The organism is Paraoerskovia marina DSM 21750, assembly GCF_000701465.1.
In the GTDB taxonomy this organism is placed as follows: domain Bacteria; phylum Actinomycetota; class Actinomycetes; order Actinomycetales; family Cellulomonadaceae; genus Paraoerskovia; species Paraoerskovia marina.
Genome location: NZ_JNIY01000003.1, coordinates 324,000 through 340,421 on the forward strand (window position 1 = coordinate 324,000; position 16,422 = coordinate 340,421).

Annotated in this window: 17 protein-coding genes and 1 pseudogene; 15 read left to right on the top strand and 3 right to left on the bottom strand. The window is 69.3% G+C overall.

Translation table 11 applies throughout. From position 1 onward, the window contains the following. Nucleotides 1-8: 8 nt before the first annotated feature. A complete protein-coding gene (locus Q343_RS0101635) occupies nucleotides 9-2,102 on the bottom strand; it encodes a catalase (protein WP_052366763.1) in 2,094 nt (697 codons plus the stop codon). Nucleotides 2,103-2,221: 119 nt separating this feature from the next. Between Q343_RS0101635 and Q343_RS0101640 the strand changes: the two genes are divergently transcribed. Then, on the top strand, nucleotides 2,222-3,028 hold the full coding sequence (locus tag Q343_RS0101640) for a GNAT family N-acetyltransferase (protein ID WP_029252700.1): 807 nt from the start codon (nucleotides 2,222-2,224) through the stop codon (nucleotides 3,026-3,028). Then, nucleotides 3,025-3,546 carry a GNAT family N-acetyltransferase gene (locus Q343_RS0101645; RefSeq protein WP_029251852.1) on the top strand — a complete coding sequence of 174 codons (522 nt, stop codon included), beginning with the start codon at nucleotides 3,025-3,027 and terminating at the stop codon, nucleotides 3,544-3,546. Before Q343_RS0101640 ends, Q343_RS0101645 begins: the two co-directional genes overlap by 4 nt. An 11-nt stretch (nucleotides 3,547-3,557) precedes the next feature. Here Q343_RS0101645 and Q343_RS15725 read toward each other — a convergent pair whose 3' ends face one another. Next, nucleotides 3,558-4,079: an Abi family protein gene (locus tag Q343_RS15725; RefSeq protein ID WP_428829339.1), complete on the bottom strand. Its 522-nt coding sequence runs from the start codon at nucleotides 4,077-4,079 to the stop codon at nucleotides 3,558-3,560. A 12-nt stretch (nucleotides 4,080-4,091) separates the two neighbouring features. Here Q343_RS15725 and Q343_RS0101650 point away from each other — a divergent pair, with 12 nt between their 5' ends. From Q343_RS0101650 to Q343_RS0101665, 4 genes are all read left to right on the top strand, one after another. After that, nucleotides 4,092-5,288, top strand: a complete 1,197-nt coding sequence (locus tag Q343_RS0101650; RefSeq protein ID WP_029251853.1) for an ATP-binding protein — start codon at nucleotides 4,092-4,094, stop codon at nucleotides 5,286-5,288. 48 nt (nucleotides 5,289-5,336) lie between these two features. Further along, the gene (locus tag Q343_RS0101655) at nucleotides 5,337-5,573 is read left to right on the top strand and encodes a hypothetical protein (RefSeq protein WP_029251854.1); all 237 of its coding nucleotides are present in this window, start codon (nucleotides 5,337-5,339) and stop codon (nucleotides 5,571-5,573) included. 464 nt (nucleotides 5,574-6,037) lie between these two features. Then, nucleotides 6,038-6,769: a hypothetical protein gene (locus Q343_RS14345; protein WP_155990591.1), complete on the top strand. Its 732-nt coding sequence runs from the start codon at nucleotides 6,038-6,040 to the stop codon at nucleotides 6,767-6,769. Continuing rightward, a complete protein-coding gene (locus tag Q343_RS0101665; RefSeq protein WP_029251856.1) occupies nucleotides 6,766-7,056 on the top strand; it encodes a hypothetical protein in 291 nt (96 codons plus the stop codon). Before Q343_RS14345 ends, Q343_RS0101665 begins: the two co-directional genes overlap by 4 nt. 106 nt (nucleotides 7,057-7,162) lie before the next feature. Here the strand turns inward: Q343_RS0101665 and Q343_RS0101670 are convergent, their stop codons facing one another. Next, nucleotides 7,163-7,768, bottom strand: a complete 606-nt coding sequence (locus Q343_RS0101670) for a DUF7007 domain-containing protein (protein ID WP_155990592.1) — start codon at nucleotides 7,766-7,768, stop codon at nucleotides 7,163-7,165. A 141-nt stretch (nucleotides 7,769-7,909) separates the two neighbouring features. Here Q343_RS0101670 and Q343_RS15730 point away from each other — a divergent pair. The 9 genes and pseudogenes from Q343_RS15730 to Q343_RS0101715 all read left to right on the top strand — a co-directional run. Beyond that, nucleotides 7,910-8,089 (top strand): annotated as a pseudogene (locus Q343_RS15730) (integrase core domain-containing protein); the annotation flags it as partial. Between the two features lie 250 nt (nucleotides 8,090-8,339). After that, complete coding sequence (locus tag Q343_RS0101685) at nucleotides 8,340-10,292, top strand: thioredoxin-like domain-containing protein (RefSeq protein WP_029251858.1); 1,953 nt, start codon at nucleotides 8,340-8,342, stop codon at nucleotides 10,290-10,292. Nucleotides 10,293-10,362: 70 nt separating this feature from the next. Then, nucleotides 10,363-10,881 carry a helix-turn-helix transcriptional regulator gene (locus Q343_RS14355; protein WP_248616749.1) on the top strand — a complete coding sequence of 173 codons (519 nt, stop codon included), beginning with the start codon at nucleotides 10,363-10,365 and terminating at the stop codon, nucleotides 10,879-10,881. 153 nt (nucleotides 10,882-11,034) lie between these two features. After that, nucleotides 11,035-11,442, top strand: coding sequence for a peptidase inhibitor family I36 protein (locus Q343_RS15735; RefSeq protein WP_428829340.1), 408 nt, complete (start codon nucleotides 11,035-11,037; stop codon nucleotides 11,440-11,442). Further along, entirely contained in the window at nucleotides 11,430-12,110 is a 681-nt protein-coding gene (locus Q343_RS15260; RefSeq protein WP_162175454.1) for a hypothetical protein, read from the top strand. Before Q343_RS15735 ends, Q343_RS15260 begins: the two co-directional genes overlap by 13 nt. Beyond that, nucleotides 12,107-13,423, top strand: coding sequence for a peptidoglycan-binding domain-containing protein (locus Q343_RS14770; RefSeq protein WP_081829557.1), 1,317 nt, complete (start codon nucleotides 12,107-12,109; stop codon nucleotides 13,421-13,423). The genes Q343_RS15260 and Q343_RS14770 overlap by 4 nt, the downstream gene beginning before the upstream one ends. Further along, a complete protein-coding gene (locus tag Q343_RS0101705) occupies nucleotides 13,420-14,091 on the top strand; it encodes an ABC transporter ATP-binding protein (protein WP_029251862.1) in 672 nt (223 codons plus the stop codon). Before Q343_RS14770 ends, Q343_RS0101705 begins: the two co-directional genes overlap by 4 nt. A gap of 5 nt (nucleotides 14,092-14,096) precedes the next feature. Next, entirely contained in the window at nucleotides 14,097-15,485 is a 1,389-nt protein-coding gene (locus tag Q343_RS0101710) for an ABC transporter permease (RefSeq protein ID WP_052366766.1), read from the top strand. A gap of 81 nt (nucleotides 15,486-15,566) precedes the next feature. Then, a complete protein-coding gene (locus tag Q343_RS0101715; RefSeq protein WP_029251864.1) occupies nucleotides 15,567-16,382 on the top strand; it encodes a sugar phosphate isomerase/epimerase family protein in 816 nt (271 codons plus the stop codon). Nucleotides 16,383-16,422 lie beyond the last annotated feature (40 nt).

Genomic DNA, 16,422 nt, shown 5'->3' on the forward strand with positions numbered 1-16,422 from the left:
CTGCCGGGTCAGACCCCGGCGATCGTGGCGAGGCGCTCCCAGGAGCGGTGCATGCCCAGAGCGGTGACCAGGCCGTGCGTGACGTCGTCGGCCCCGCTGCCGGCGATCACCCCCGGTGCGTCCGCGTCGACGGCCGACCGCAGCACCTCGGCACCGTCGCCCCAGGCGGCGATCGCCTTGCCGTGCCGGAAGGCCTCCGCGAGGAGCACCGTCGTCGCCGGGTCGGTTGCGACGGCGCTCCCGGCCGTCCCGCCGGCGACGACCACGGCGTCGTACTCGACGGAGCGGGTAGTCACCAACGCCTTGTCGACCGCGGTGCTCCCGTCACCCGTGCTGATCTCCCCTCCGTGCGGGGCGATGACCACCGCCGTCGCCCCCTGGTCCGCGAGCGCCTGCCGCAGCGTGTCGATCCCGGCGAGGTCCGCGCCGTCGTCGGCGAGGACACCGACCACGCGTGCGTCGATCCTGTCGGGCTCCTGCGGCACCTGGGACAGCGCCGGTGAGGTCGCGACGTCGGCGCTCGATCCCGACCCGTCGTCGGTGACCTCGGGGACTTCCGCGATGTCGATGCCCAGACCCGCCGCCACCCGTTCGGCCAGCGCCCGGTCCACCCGGACGAGGTTGGCGACCATCCGTTCCCGGACCGCGGCCTCGCCGACCTTGCCGAGCTCGAACGTGAAGCCGCCGACCAGGTGCGCCTGCTCGACAGGTGTCATGGACGCCCAGAACAGGGTGGCCTGCGAGTAGTGGTCGGCGAACGACGCCGGCGCCTCGCGCACCTTGCGGCCCTCGACCGGGGTCGGGACGTGCACGTACCCGGCGGCGCCCGACGCGACCGGGCAGCCGCCGCCCAGGCTGTTCGGCCGGTACGGCGCCCTGCCCTCGTGGACGGCGGTCTGGTGCATTCCGTCGCGCTGCATGTCGTCGACCGGTGCGTGCGGCCGGTTGACCGGGATCTGTGCGAAGTTGGGCCCCCCGAGCCGGGTGATCTGCGTGTCGAGGTAGGAGAAGAGGCGGCCCTGCATCAACGGGTCGTTCGTGACCTGGATGCCGGGCACGAGGTTGGCCACGTGGAACGCGACCTGCTCGGTCTCGGCGAAGTAGTTCGTCGGCTCGGTGTGCAGCGTCAGGCGGCCGACGGGCTGCACCGGGCAGAGCTCCTCGGGCACGATCTTGGTCGGGTCGAGCAGGTCGATGCCCTCGAACGTCTCGTCCGGGGTGTCGGGCATCACCTGCAGCCCCAGCTCCCACTCCGGGTACGCCCCGGCGGCGATCGCGTCGGCAAGGTCACGCCGGTGGAAGTCCGGGTCGGCGCCGCCGGTCAGCTGGGCCTCCTCCCACACGAGGGAGTGGACCCCGAGCACGGGCTTCCAGTGGAACTTCACCAGCGACGTCGAGCCGTCCGCCGCCTCGAGCCGGAAGGTGTGGACGCCGAACCCCTCCATCGTGCGGTAGCTGCGGGGGATACCGCGGTCAGACATCGCCCACATCAGCATGTGCGTGGCCTCGGTGTGCAGCGAGACGAAGTCCCAGAAGGTGTCGTGCGCGCTCTGCGCCTGAGGGATCTCCCGGTCCGGCTCGGGCTTGCCGGCATGGATGAGGTCGGGGAACTTGATCGCGTCCTGGATGAAGAACACGGGCATGTTGTTGCCGACGAGATCGAACGTGCCCTCGTCGGTGTAGAACTTGGTCGCGAACCCACGGACGTCGCGGGCGGTGTCCGCCGACCCACGCGAGCCGAGCACGGTGGAGAACCGGGTGAACACCCGCGTCTCCTTGCCCTCCTCGGCGAGGAACCGGGCCGCGGTCACCGACGCGGCCGTCCCGTACGAGCGGAAGGTCCCGTACGCACCCGCACCGCGCGCGTGGACGACCCGCTCGGGGATCCGCTCGTGGTCGAAGTGCGTGATCTTCTCGCGCAGGTGGTGGTCCTCGAGCAACGACGGGCCCCGAGGCCCTGCCTTCAGGGAGTGCTCGGTCTCGTCCACCCGAAGCCCGTGTGCCGTGGTGAGCCTGCGGCCCTGCTGCGTCGCCGCGTCCCTGGGCTCCTGCGGGGCGCCGGTCGGGCTGAACCGTGCGTCGAGGGGGGTGTTCTCGGTCATGATGCCTCCTGCTCTCAGGGGTTCCGACGGGTGATCCTCACGATGAGACGGCTGGGCAGAACTCGCCAGCGCATCGCAATGCCCGTGACACCGCGCCCCCGCTCTGGTCGACTGGCGTGATGGACACCGACCTGGCGCTCGCGGCGTACGACGCGCAGATCCGCCGCGCCCCGCGACCCGACGACCCCGCCGCTTCCGTCGAGAGCGACGGTGCGGTCGTGCGCGTGGTCTGCGACGGGCCCGGGTGGAACACGGTGACCTGGTCGGGTCTGGCCGGGATGTCCGGCGCCCAGGTGGACGAGGTGATCGCGGCGCAGGTCGCGCGGTTCGGGCAGAACGGCCGGGCGTGGGAGTGGAAGCACCACGACGGAGACGTTCCCGTCGATCTGGCCGTGCGTCTCGTCGCGGCCGGCCTGACGCGGGAGCCGGACGAGGCGGTGATGGTCGCCGAGATCGCGGACCTCGACCTAGCCGACTGCGCCCCGGACGGCGTCGAGCTCCAGGACGTGCGGACGCCCGCGGAGGTCGACGACCTGGTCGCCGTCCACGACCTCGCGTTCGGCGGGGACCACACAGCGATCGGGCAGGTCGTCGGGCGCGCGCTCGATCAGGAGCCCCCGACGGTCGTCGGTGTGGTCGCGCGCGCCGACGGGCGTCCCGTCGCGGCGGGACGCGTCGAGCTGCACCACGGGACCGAGTTCGCGAGCCTCTGGGGTGGCGGAACCGTGCCGCAGTGGCGGAGTCGCGGCGTCTTCCGCGCCCTCGTCGCACACCGGGCGCGGATCGCCGCCGGGGCCGGGTTCTGCTGCCTTCAGGTCGACGCGGCGCCGACGAGCCGGCCGATCCTCGAACGGCTCGGGTTCCAGACACTCACCGTCACGCGACCGTTCACCCTCGACCCCACCACCCCAGGAGCCTCGACGTGAGCGTCACCCGCCTGCTCACCGTCGACGACGCGGGCGAGCTCGCCGACGTCCTCGCCGCCAACCGTGAGCACCTGGCGCCGTGGGACCCGATCCGGGACGAGTCGTTCTACACCCCGGCCGGGCAGGTCGCGGCCCTCCTCCCTCTCCTCGAGTCGCATGCGCGGGGCGAATCCCTCCCGCTCGCCATCGTCGACGACGACGGCTCGATCGCGGGGCGGATCACCCTCGCCGGGATCGTCCGTGGGCCCTTCCTCTCGGGCGGGATCGGGTACTGGGTGCGGCACGAGAGTGGCGGCCGCGGCCTCGCGAAGGCTGCGGTCGGGGATCTGCTCGCCCTCGCGTTCGGCGAGCTCGGCCTCCACCGCGTCCAGGCCGAGACACTGCTGCACAACGAGCGCTCACAACGAGTGCTGAAGGCCAACGGGTTCCGCCAGTACGGCGTCGCGCCCGAGTACCTGCACATCGCCGGCCGCTGGCAGGACCACGCGATGTTCCAGGTGCTCGCGCCGGGCCGGTAATCGGAGTACTGCTACCGGCTGCGCTTTGCCCAGAGCGGGTCATCCGACCACCTATCGGGGAATCCCATTCCTCGGAGGTTCATTGGTGGGCGGGTATCCACGAGTTCTCGGAGCCGCTCAGCCCAACTGCTTCGTGCCGAGACGGTGGTGAGCACAGACTGCAAGGAGACGAGAGCTGGGTAGAGCCGTTTTCGTGACTCGTGCGGCAGAGCTGTCGATGGGTCCGACCAGGGAATGGTGGAAGAGCTTGGGATTCTTGGATAGACCCCAAGTCCGACGTTCCACAGCCGACCGTGATGCGCGCAGATGTTCCGGACTCGCACGTAAGTGGCCATCCAGGACTTGAGGACCGGGGCGGTCAGGTTGAGGCTCTTCGCGACGGCGGTCTTGTCGACTGGCAGGAGCAGGTTCACGTACATGTGCTTGAGCTGGCCGATGGTCAGGGCCCGCCCTCGAGCATGCGCCGAGCACCCCTGCTGGTGGCACGATAAGGAACGATCAGCGCCGATAAAAGATTCTTTACACGGGCTGATAGGTTCTTATTCATGGACTCCGCGCTGAACCCCTTCACCCCCGGCTCCGGTGCTCGGCCTGCCGCCCTGGTCGGTCGCGACAGCGAGATCGCCGCTGCCACGGCACTCATCCGCCGCGCAGCAGCGAACAACAAGCCAGCCCGGTCGCAGATGCTGTGGGGCCTGCGCGGGGTGGGCAAGACCGTGCTGCTCAAGGAGATCCGGGACAGCTTCGTCGCCGCAGGGTGGCTGACCGTCTCCCTCGAAGCCCAGCGCGACGAGAACGCGGCCCAGATGGCACGGCGGGCACTGGCCCGCGACCTGATCGTCAGCGCCCGCAAACTGCGCTCACGCCGCGACAAGGTCGGCTCGGCGTTCACCCGGATGCTGGAGACGATCACCGCCTTCTCGCTGACGGCCGGGGTCGCCGGCGTGAGCTTCGGGGTGGACCTCAAGCCGTCGAGGGGCCGGGCTGACAGCAACGATCTCGACATCGACCTGCTCGAGCTCGTCGAAGACGCCACGACCGCCCTGGCCGAGGAGCACGTCGGGTTCGTCGTGTTCGTCGACGAGATCCAGGACCTGGACCCCACGACCCTCGCGTCCTTGCTCAGCGCCCAGCACGCCGCATCCCAGGACGGTCGGCACTTCTACGTCTTCGGCGCGGGCCTGCCGAACGTGCCGGCGACCCTCTCTGAGGCGCGCTCATACGCCGAGCGCCAGTTCGACTACCGCGAGATCGACCGCCTCAAGGACAGCGACGCACGGTTGGCGTTCACCGACCCGGTCCAGGACCGCGACGTCGAGTTCGCACCCGGTGCGGTGGACTCGCTCGTGACCGCTTCGGGCCGCTACCCCTACTTCATCCAGGAGTTCGGGCACCACGCCTGGGAGCTGGCGTCGGGGGACACGATCACCTCAGACGACGCAGACCTCGCCGCCAGCCACGGTACCGACGCTCTGGACCGCGGCTTCTTCCGTGCCCGCTGGGAGCGGGCCACCCGCGCCGAGCAGACGATGATGGCCGCGATGGCCCAGGACGGCGACGGGCGCTCCACAATCACCGACGTCGTCGAACGGCTCGGCAAGAGCCGCCCCAGCGACCTCAGCGTCCGCCGCAAAGCGCTGATCGCCAAGGGTCTGATCTACGCGCCCGCTCGCGCTGAGCTGGCCTTCACGGTCCCGCACATGGGCGCCTACATCTCGCGGGTGCATCATGACCTGCTCTGAGCCGTGTCGGGGGCCTCTGGCAGCATCGGATCGACGAGACGACTGCGCGTGGGCCTCGACGTCGACGAAGTGATGTACCCCTGGCTCGCGACGCTGCGCACGTGGCTGTACACCGACCGCGGCCTGCCCCTGGAATCCATGCCCGACCCGACCCGGTACGACTTCTCGGGCGAGTGGGGGCTGGGCGACCACGCCACCATGTGGGAGCACGCCATCGAATGCTCCGAGGCCGGGGTGCTGCACAGCGCCGGTGACCCGCTGCCGGGCATGGCGTTCACCTCGTGACCGCTTGCGGGCGCGGACGCTCGCGCAGTACGTCGACCTCGTGGGAGAGGTCGCGGCCGGACGCCCAATACGCGCCGCAGCCTGACGTCACGGCCGCCAGCCGAACAGGCGCCGGTGCCTTCCGAAATACTCGTTTGAAGAACGGCGCGTCAACCTTACGGTAACGAACCCTCTTATTACTCTGCTCTCGGTTGGTGAGTGCCAACCACATACAGATGCAGTGGAGAACATCAGTGACCCGAAAAGGAATCGTGGCGTGGACCGCCACGTTGAGCGTGCCACTGCTGGTGCTACTGCCAGCTGCCTCAGTCGCAGCACCCGGGAGCGACCACACGGCCGACCAGATCGCTCAGGTGATCGACGAGGCAACACCCGGAAACGACACCGTCATCGCACCAACATCGTCCTTCGGTGAAGCAGTGTCGTTCACCACCGTAGGCGACGAAGCCGCCAACGAGGTCTCGGTGTCGCTCGACCCCAGCGACCCGGTCGTCTTCGGCCAAGAAGGTGCCCGAGGCATCGAAGTCTCGCTGCCCGACGAAGTCACAGTCGACACGGGAACTGTTGCCGACGACGGGTCGATCGTCTACGAGGACAACGGTGCCGACGCGCACGCAGCCGTCCAAGCACTCGACGACGGCGGGGTGCGACTCCAGACCGTCCTCGAAGGACCCGACGCACCCCAGACGTACACCTACGACTTCGCATCGGACGTCTTCCCGATCGTGCTCGAGGACGGCTCGGTCGAGCTTGTCGCCGGGGTCGCCGAAGGCGCACGGATGAGCGTCGGACAGTTCGACGCCCCCTGGGCCAAGGACGCCAACGGCAGCGACGTCGAGACCTGGTACACCGCCGAGGGGAACTCGCTCGTCCAGCACGTCGTCCACGGCGAAGGGTCCGCCTACCCGATCACGGCCGACCCGAAGGGCACCAGGACGTGGTGGAACACCACGCTCTACTTCAACCGCACGGAAACCAAGCTCTTCGCGGCCGGTGCAGCGTTCACCGGGACCGTCACGGCGTGGTTCCCGACGATCCCCACCCAGGTCGTTGGTCGACTGCTCCAGGTCTATGCGGGCACGTTCGGTGTCTACTACGCCTCGGGCAAATGCGGGAAGCTCGTGACCTACGCGCATGTCGCGAACTTCGTCCCTCAGCCCTACTCGGGTAAGGAAGCTGGAGAGTACTGCCGGTGATAGCCACGATCGCAGTCGCCGCAGCGCTCTCCCTGACCGGGTTCACGCTGACTCGGGTGGCACCCGTTGGGCCGTACGGTCGTGGCGAACGCGGCAACGCGCTGGTCATCGTGACGCAGTCCGTGCTGGGCATCGCGCTCTTGGTGGCGATGTTCTGGGGCAGCGACGGGCTGGCAGCAGCCTGGGCGTTCGCAGGATACGCAGGCGGTTCGCTGTTCGGGACCGTGTGGGCATTGATCGCACGCAGTTCGAGTATGAGCTCGCAGACGGTCAACTCGTCACGGTAGGGCCAGCACGATCACGGGCGGCGGGGTTGGCAACGGCCAGCCCTGCCGCCCTCGTCATATCCCCCGCGCGCTCCTCGTCGAACGGGCCGAACCCGCACCCGGGCGCTCAGTCGCGGGCCCCGCCCATCTGCTCGACACACTCACTGCGTATCGCCGCCACCTCGGCGTCCGACGTCGCGAACACGTCACGACCACCGGGCACTCCCGCCATGCTCGAGGCCCGCCGATCAGCAGCGAACTCGAACGGGAACGCGACCTTCACCGCACCCACCCCCGGCCCGGCTGGATACCAGCCGTCCGTGCTGCGATGGGCCGCACCCACCTGAGAGTTCCGCTCCACGGACAGGTGCACGAACTCCGCCTGGCCGGCATGGACGCGCTCGATCCCCGGCGCCAGCTCCGCGACACTGGTCGCCGGACCCGACGGGGTGCGAGATCCGGGCATCGACTCCACGTTCCCCCACGCACCGTCGAACGGCCCCGGGAGGGCAGGAGGACGACGCGGCCGCGCGGCCGCAACCTCCACGGCCCGGGCATGGTCGGCGGCCTCCACCGCCTCGCGGACCTCGCGCGCCTGCACGGTCGTGGGCCCCAGGTGCGTGAAAGTCGCACCACCGGCACCGGTGTCGAACCGGCCCCCGGTCGCCGTGCCAGCAGGCTTACGCGGCTGAACGCTCGTCGTGTTCCATCCTTGGCCGCCAGGGCGAGCCACGCCGCACCCAGCACCTTGGACTCGTCCCGCGCCTCATTCAGGGCGGCCTCCAGCTCGGGGGCGTTGCGCCGACCCTGCGCCGCCGCGGTCGCGTGGGCGCCGTCGAGCTCGATCACCAGGTTGCGGGCACCCATCGCCCGCAAGATCGAACGCCTTCACCGCACCCTGGCCGACACCTGGGCCTACGCCCGCTTCTAAGACTCCAACGACCAACGCGACAACGCCCTACCCCACTGGCTCCACTTCTACAATCACCACCGAACCCACTCCGCAACCGGCGGCACACCCAGCAGCAGGCTCAACAACCTCCCTGGACATCACGCCGAGGCTGCCGACGCGGGGCATCTCGCACTCGGGGATCGGCGCCGTGGCGTTGAAGACGAGGCACAAGAAGCGCAGGTCGTCGTTGATCCCGAACAGGGCGTGGTCGCAGTCGTCGGCCACTCGACCGTTGTGGTGGTGAAACTTGGGATCGTGCATGGCGGGGTACCTCCCGGCCATGCCCCGGACGTTGCAGCGTCGCGGGGTCTCGTGCGTCGATTTCCTCCACGCGATGCCGCAGAATGTCTAGGTGGCTACCGCATCTCGACTCCCTCGTGTCCGTGCCTCTGAACTCGTCGGCCGCGGCTGGTTGAACACCGGTGGTCAGGACGTCACACTCGCGGACCTGCGCGGAAAGATCGTCGTCCTCGACTTCTGGACGTTCTGCTGCATTAACTGCCTGCACGTCCTCGACGAGCTGCGGGACCTCGAGGCGCGGTTCGCGGACGAGCTCGTCATCATCGGCGTGCACTCCCCGAAGTTCGTCCACGAGGCGGACCCGGAGGCGCTCGCGGCCGCGGTCGAGCGGTACGAGGTCCACCACCCGGTGCTGGACGACCCGGAGCTCACCACCTGGTCGGCCTACGCCGCGAAGGCCTGGCCGACCCTCGTCGTCGTCGACCCCGAGGGGTACATCGTCTGGCAGATGGCGGGCGAGGGGCACGCGAGCGCGCTCGAGGCGCTGGTCGCCGAGCTGGTCGCGGAGCACGAGGAAAAGGGGACTCTCCACCGTGGCGACGGCCCGTACGTCGCCCCCGCTCCGACGTCGGGCACGCTGCGGTTCCCCGCCAAGGTGCTCGGTCTCCCCAACGGCAATCTCCTGGTGGCCGACGCCGGGCACCACAGCCTCGCGGAGATGGCGCCCGACGGCGAGACGCTGGTCCGGCGGATCGGTTCCGGCGATCGCGGCCTCGTCGACGGGGCGTCCGACGTCGCCCGGTTCAGCGAGCCGAACGGGCTCTGCCTGGTTCCGGCCGACCTGCGTGCTCGGACGGGCTACGACGTGGTCGTGGCCGACACCGTGAACCACGCGTTGCGTGGGGTGAACCTCACGACCGGCACGGTCACCACCGTGGCCGGGACCGGCGAGCAGTTCATGGTCGGTGCGAGCGACAACGTCACCGGCCGCAGCGAGGTGGTGGACCTCGACGACGCCTACGGAGCGCGGTCGATCCGCCTCTCCTCACCGTGGGACGTCGAGTGGTTCCCGGCGATGGGGGCGTTCCTTGTGGCCGATGCAGGCAACCACACCCTGTGGGCGTTCGGGCGCGACCGCCTCGCCCACGTCGGCGGGACCATGAACGAGGGCCTGCTCGACGGGCGCCTCGCCGACGCCTGGTTCGCCCAGCCGTCGGGGCTCGCCGTCGGCACCGACGCGGCGCTCTGGGTCGCGGACGCCGAGACCTCCGCACTGCGGCGGGTCGAGGCCGTCGAGGGAACCCCGGAGGGGACGGTGAGCACCGCCGTCGGGCAGGGGCTGTTCGACTTCGGCCACCGTGACGGCGCCGCCGGCCAGGCACTCCTGCAGCACCCCCTGGGGCTGACGGTCCTGCCGGACGGGTCGGTCGTCGTCGCCGACACCTACAACGGCGCGTTGCGCCGGTTTACGCCGTCCGACGGCGGCCCGGGCGAGGTCACGACCCTCGCCACCGACCTGGCCGAGCCGAGCGACGTCGTCGTGCTGGTCGACGGCGAGGTGTGGGCCGCCGGGGCGCCGGACACGGCGGTGCTCGCGGACGACGCGCGTGTCGAGCTGCTCGTCGTCGAGTCTGCGGCCCACCGGCTGACCCGGATCCCGCTGCCCGCCGCGACGGCCGGCGAGGTGCTGGACGCGGGGGCGCACCGCACCCAGCGCCCGGTCACCGAGGTGGCCGCGAGCGTTCGGATCGACGTGCCGTTCGTCCCTGCGCCGGGGCAGAAGCTCGACGACAGGTTCGGGCCGTCCACCCGGCTGCGGGTCTCCGCGAGCCCGGCCGAGCTGCTGCTCGACGGCGGCGGCGACGACGCCGACCTGTCGCGCGACCTGCGGCTGGACCCCGCCGTCGGCGAGGGCGTGCTGCACGTGACCGCCCAGGCGGCCTCCTGCGACGACGACCCCGCCGTCGAGTTCCCTGCCTGCCACCTGGCCCAGCAGGACTGGGGTGTGCCGGTGCGGGTCGTCGACGGCGGGGACGCTGAGGTCAGTCTGCCGCTGCGGGGGTGAACGACTACCAACCCTCCGGAGCCTGAATGCCTGGGTGGAGTGCTGTTTTCAGGATATGGCCGTGACAGCGATGGCTCAGGTGCGAATCCATCCCGACGAGGTTTGTGGATTGACGACGGATGCGGGCGACGCCCTCATTGCACCTGCACTTGTCGCGAATCTGGACATGGTGCGGCGGTGTGCGCGGATCTGTCGGCTGCCTGCGATCCTCGTCATTGTGGACCGCACCGGTCAGGAGGTGCGTGCCGCTGGCGCCGGATTCTCCGTGGTGTCTGTCGACGCACATCCCTGGTCACTCGACGAGGTGCTCGAGGGTGTCCGCGGCGGCTTGCAACTGTGGCCCCCTACGGGGAACTTGCTGGTCAGGCCCGGGCCCGACGGTCTTCCGAGGATCGCGCTCCGAGAAGCGGACGTTCTCGACCTGCTCCTTCGTGGTTTCCCGCCCAGTGTTGTCGCGCAACGGCTCGTCGTCTCACCTGAAACCGTGAAGACCCATGCGGGGGCACTGTTGCGGAAGTTCAACGTCTCCGATCGGTCCGGATTGGTGTGTCGGGTATTCGGGTACGTGACGGACGGTGCGCGTCAGTGAAGCCCGACGGGATGGGGTGTGCGGTAGTCAGGCTCTCGACACTTCAGCAATATGCGCCATCCCCCCTGAGGGGGATGTGCTCTTTGTGTCACATTGAGATGGTTTACCGCAGTGGTCCTCTCGCGGTCCGCGAAAGAACTCAAGGGAGACATGATGAAGATACTGCTACGCAGTGTTCTGACGTTGAGTCTGGCACTCTCCGGGCTGACCGTTGGGGTTGTCGGTGCTCAGGCGTACTGGTCGCCCTGCCCATCGGGGTACGCATGCCTTTGGACAGGGACAAGTTACAACGGGTCCCGTGATGTCGGCTATGCGAACTACGGGTACTTCAGCGGGATGTCGAATAGAGCGGACTCGGCGGCTGCAAATGGAGGATCCTGTGAGTACACCAGATTCTACGATCAAACGGACAGCTTCGGTTCGTACTTCGTACTCAAGAGCGCGAACTTTCACAACGACATGAACCGTGACGCGAACTTGGCGAACGGGGCGGGTGACCGACCTGGTGAGCCATGGCGAGACCGGGTGAGTTCCTGGCGCTTCACTGCGTGCAGCCGATGAACCCTGGTTCTTTCACGATACCGACCAGGTTCGTCATCGCGTGCACGAGCGTCTTTCTGGCTGGAGTCGCAGGTTGCTCAAGCGGTGCTGGTGATGCTCCGGACGTTGAGTCGCCTTCAGTCGATGTCTCAGCAGAACTGGATCGTGAGACAGGGGCAATCGTCGTCCCTGAAGACCGCTATCGCCTCTCCGAAGTCGAGATGTATCGGCTCGACGATGCCAAGGATGCACTCATCGCTACGTGCGCAGAGTCCGCGGGAGTGCCGTATGCCGTCTCTATGACAGATGCTGACGAGTACCTGTACTCGACGGTGTTCGGTGTGTGGACCAAGGATGCCGCCGAGCGATTCGCTTTCGCTCCCCCGTCGCCTGCGCCGGACCTGGCCGCGAATGGCGTCATGGTCGATGGCGAACCGGTCGAACCCCCGTCGTCGTCGAGCCCGGAGGGTTCGGTTCGTGCGGCGTGGACTGATGCTGATCGCGAGGTTGTTGATGACTGCCAGGCTTCCCCCGAGGTGATGGCGCTCGACAGCGCGCAGTTCTACTCTGGCGGGCCGTGGAGTTCCGAGCTCGGTGACATCAGTGCGGGTCTCTTACGATCCGCTGAAGCTGAAGTGCCGCTGGCGGAGGCAGACCAGGTCCTCGCGGAGTATGAGGCGCAACAGTGACCGACACTGAACTGGATTCCACCGATACCGCGGGCCGCCATCGCTGGCTCGCGGTATGGGTGGTCGTCGCCGTCGTCGTCGCGGCGTGTTCCTTTGGGGCGGGACTGTTGGTGCGTTCTCCGTGGGACACGGCACTGGGCAATGCTGACGCGACAGCGACGGCGACTGTTGAGGTCGAGCACCGGACGTTCGCCGCAGAGCCGGTTGAGGCTGCGGGGACAGCGTCGGTGGGGGATGCGCGAGAGGTCGTCCCGACGACGGGAGGTAGCGACGTCGTCGTCGTGACGCGGGAGCTCGCCTCAGCGGGCGACACCGTCGAACCAGGCGAACCGCTAGCCGAGGTCTCTGGCAGGCCACTCGTGGCACTCGACCTCCCGTTCGACCTGTATCGGGATCTCGCACCTGGCGACACGGGGACCGACGTTGAGGCGTTGCAGACCACGCTCAAGCGACTCGGGGTGTACACGGGGCGCGTCGATGGGAACTACGGGGGCAAGACATCAGCGGCAGTGCGTGCTCTTTACGAGCAGGCTGGGGTTGAAGCACCCGCCGCGTCGGAGGAAGCCCAAGCCGCTGTCGAGGAAGCCGAACGCGCACTGGAGTCTGCCCAGTCCGCGACAGCCCAGAATCCGGCTCCGGTTGAGGGCATGCCGGAGGATGCGGGCGGTGCGGACGCTGGCGAGTCGCAGGCGGACACGACCGATCTGCGGACGGCGCTGGGGGAAGCACGGTTCGACGCCGACACACCGCTGCCGCGTGCTGAGACCGTGCGGATTCCGGCCGATGGTGCGCTGATCGTCGCGGTGCAGTCGGTGGGAACACGGATCGGTGAGACCCAACCGTCGGTGGCGACCCTGCGCACCGGCTCGGCGAGCGCCGTCGTCCGGGTCGGTGTCGCAGACGCAGACGCGTTCGTCGAGGGTGAGGTGCTCGACGTGGTGGCGACGACAGCACAGGACCTCCTCCGGCCAGCCACGGTGGTCTCCGTGGGTGACTTCGCGGGTGCCGACGACGAGCATGACCTGCCGGGATATGACGTCACCCTTGAGTTCAACGACCCAGATGACGTGCCTTTCGGGGATGGTGATCAGGTGATCGCTCGCGTCCCGATTCCGGACTCCGGGCAGGAGGGCACCGCCGTCCCGCTCGTCGCGGTCCGTGAGGACTCCGTGGGGCAGTGCGTCCTCGTGGACGGCGGGCCCGAGGGGTCGGAGCGCGTTGACATCACCGCGCGGTTGATTGCCGACGGGTATGTGCTCGTCGACGACGAGGTCGCCGTCGGCGACCGGCTGCTGCTGGGCGGGGTTTCGTGACGGCACTCCGGGCGCGGGCGCTGACCCGCACCTACCCGGGCGGGGTCGAGGCACTGCGCGGTGTCGACCTGGACGTGGAGCCGGGGGAGCGAGTCGCGATAGTCGGCCGCTCCGGGGCTGGCAAGTCCACGCTGCTGAACGCGCTGGGACTACTCGATGAGCCGACGTCGGGCTCCTACCGTCTGCTGGGCGAGGAGACGGTCGGGCTGGACGAGCGACGTCGGGACCACCTGCGACGTCGGGCGCTCGGATTTGTCTTTCAGGACGCCCACGTCCTCGGTCAACGCACTGTGGCGGAGAACCTCACTGTGAAGCTCGCGACGTCGCGGGTGCCGAGGGCAGAACGACCGCCCCGGATCGCCGATAGCCTCGCGCGAGTCGGCCTCAGCCACCGTCGAGACGCCGCAGGCCGGTTGCTGTCGGGTGGAGAGAAGCAGCGCCTCGCGATCGCCCGCGCCATCCTGACGAGCCCCGCGGTGATCCTCGCGGACGAGCCGACCGGAAATCTCGACGGCGTGAACTCACAGGTGGTGCGCGACCTCTTCGATGAGCAGGCGAGAGACGGCGTCGCCGTCGTCGTCATTACGCACGATGACCGCGTCGCCGCGTGGGCCGACCGGTCGGTGATCCTCCAGGACGGACAGTTCACGGAGGCGATGCCACAGTGAGGCGGATGCCCAAGGTGCCGCGCCGCGGACGAAACCCGGAGCAGGGCCTGGCGCGTGCTGAGGTGCTGCGCGACCTGATCTCCGACGTGCTGATCGAGCTGTCGGTCCGGCGTGGGCGGACAATGCTCGTCCTGGCTGCTGTCGCGCTCAGTACGGGTGCGCTCATCGCCTCGGTCGGCGTGTCCCAGACCGCGGCGCAGCAGATCGGTGCTGACATCGCAGCGACCACCCTGGACGAGATCTCGGTCGGCGTGCGGCCAGGCGGGGCCGATCAGGAGGACGCCCCGGCCGAGCCGGCACCGGTGCCCACCGGTGAGGACGGCGAGCCGGTCGAGGGCTTCATCGACGGACCCGATCGTCCTGCCGTCGGAACCGCGCCGACCACCGTGTTCCCCGACGACGCCGAGGCTCGAGCGATGGCAATAGATCTTGTCGATGCCGCCGGTCGTCAGCTCACGGTCACCGGACTGCCGGGAGTCGACGTGACGCGGACGGACGACGTACCCGACGAGCGATCTGGTCTCGTCATCCGTGGCGCGATGCCCGGATACCTGGACGCAGCACGTCTGGACGTTCCGGACGAGCGGGCATGGTTGCTCCGGGGCGACGAGCCCGTGGTGTTCCTGGGGAGCGCGGCCGCTGATCAGCTCGGTGTGCCCATGACGGAGGACCCGACGGGCTACCAGGTGTGGATCGACGGGCAGCGCTACGCCGTCGTCGGGTTCCTCGCCGGCAGCGGGGCAGCCGCGGGGCCCGCGAGCCGCGGGGCGACCCTCGGCGAGGATGCGGTCATGGCTCCGGGGGCGGCGATCGTCGTCATCCCGTACCAGCGTGCGCTGTCGATGCGCGGCTCGGACGCGGACGCCACCATGCTCGTCCGGACGGCTCCCGGCGCAGGGGTCGCCGTCGGGCACGTGCTCCGCGAGGCGATCCGACCCGATGCCCCCGAACGCCTCGAGGCCTCCCAGGTGCAGTCGCTCGACTCCCTTCGAGACGGCGTCTCGACCCAGCTCGGCCGGCTCGCGGCCGGTATCGGTGCGTTCCTGGCCGTCCTCACCGCCCTGCTCATCGCGTCCTCGATGGTCGCGTCCGTCGTGGCGCGGACGGGCGAGATCGGGCTGCGCCGCGCGCTCGGAGCCTCCAGGCGCGACGTCGCACTGGTGTTTCTCGGCGAAGGTGCCGTCGTCGGGGTGCTGGGCGGACTCGCGGGCGGCGCCCTGGCACTCGTCCTGGTGGTCGGAGCTGCCGCCATCAACGGGTGGTCCGCGTTGACGCCCGTCTGGATGGTCGCCGTCGGGCCCGCCCTGGGCGGTGCGATCGGTGTCGTGTCGGCCACCTACCCCGCGGTGCGCGCGGGCAGGATCAGCCCCGCCATCGCCGTCCGTGCGGACTGACCGCCAACCTTCACGGCACTTCCATGGGTCACGAGCCCGACACGGCGGTGAGTGGTCGCCGACCCGACTAGGGTGATTGGTATGGACCAAGACACCGACCGACCGCATGTGACGCTGTCGACGACATCGGTGTACCCGTGGCGCACCACCCGGGCCTTCGAGGTCGCAGCAGACCTCGGGTACGACGGGGTCGAGGTGATGGTCTGGGGCGACGAGACGACGCAGGACGCGCTCAAGCTCGAACGACTCTCCGAGAAGCACGACATGCCGATCCGCTCGATCCACGCGCCGACGCTGCTCGTCAGCCAACGGGTCTGGGGCGGGTCCCCGGCACCCAAGCTGACCCGGACCGTCGACATGGCCGTCGAGCTCGGCGCCGGCGTCGTCGTGGTGCACCCGCCGTTCCGGTGGCAGCGCAAGTACGCGCGGGGGTTCGAGGAGCAGGTGGCCGAGCTCAACCAGTTGACCGACGTGACGCTCGCCGTCGAGAACATGTACCCCTGGCGTGGCGGCAAGCGCGAGCTCGTCGCGTACCTGCCGGGGTGGGACCCCTCCGAGCACGGGTACGACGCCGTCACCCTGGACCTCTCGCACAGCGCCGTCGCGCACCAGAACGCCATGGACCTGGTCGACGAGTTCGGTGACCGACTGCGGCACGTGCACATGGCGGACGGGACGGGCGCGGTGATGGACGAGCACCTCGTGCCCGGGCGTGGCACCCAGCCCTGTGCTGACGTGCTGCGACGCCTGGCGCGCGAGAGCTGGACGGGCGACGTCGTGATCGAGATCGCGACGCGCAAGTGCAAGACGGACGAGGCGCGCATCGCCGACGTCGCCGAGTCGCTGGCGTTCACCCGCGAGCACCTGGCCGCCGGTGTCGCGGAGCGCGACGCCTAGTCACTCCATGCCGGCGTCGGCCTGCCCGTGGGACGAACAC

What these genes read in the sequence shown, in the direction of transcription:
- Q343_RS0101635 (WP_052366763.1), bottom strand. Translation starts at nt 2,102, where the DNA reads ATGACCGAGAACACCCCCCTCGACGCACGGTTCAGCCCGACCGGCGCC.
- Q343_RS0101640 (WP_029252700.1), top strand. Translation starts at nt 2,222, where the DNA reads ATGGACACCGACCTGGCGCTCGCGGCGTACGACGCGCAGATCCGCCGC.
- Q343_RS0101650 (WP_029251853.1), top strand. Translation starts at nt 4,092, where the DNA reads ATGGACTCCGCGCTGAACCCCTTCACCCCCGGCTCCGGTGCTCGGCCT.
- Q343_RS14355 (WP_248616749.1), top strand. Translation starts at nt 10,363, where the DNA reads ATGGCTCAGGTGCGAATCCATCCCGACGAGGTTTGTGGATTGACGACG.
- Q343_RS15735 (WP_428829340.1), top strand. Translation starts at nt 11,035, where the DNA reads ATGAAGATACTGCTACGCAGTGTTCTGACGTTGAGTCTGGCACTCTCC.
- Q343_RS0101710 (WP_052366766.1), top strand. Translation starts at nt 14,097, where the DNA reads ATGCCCAAGGTGCCGCGCCGCGGACGAAACCCGGAGCAGGGCCTGGCG.
- Q343_RS0101715 (WP_029251864.1), top strand. Translation starts at nt 15,567, where the DNA reads ATGGACCAAGACACCGACCGACCGCATGTGACGCTGTCGACGACATCG.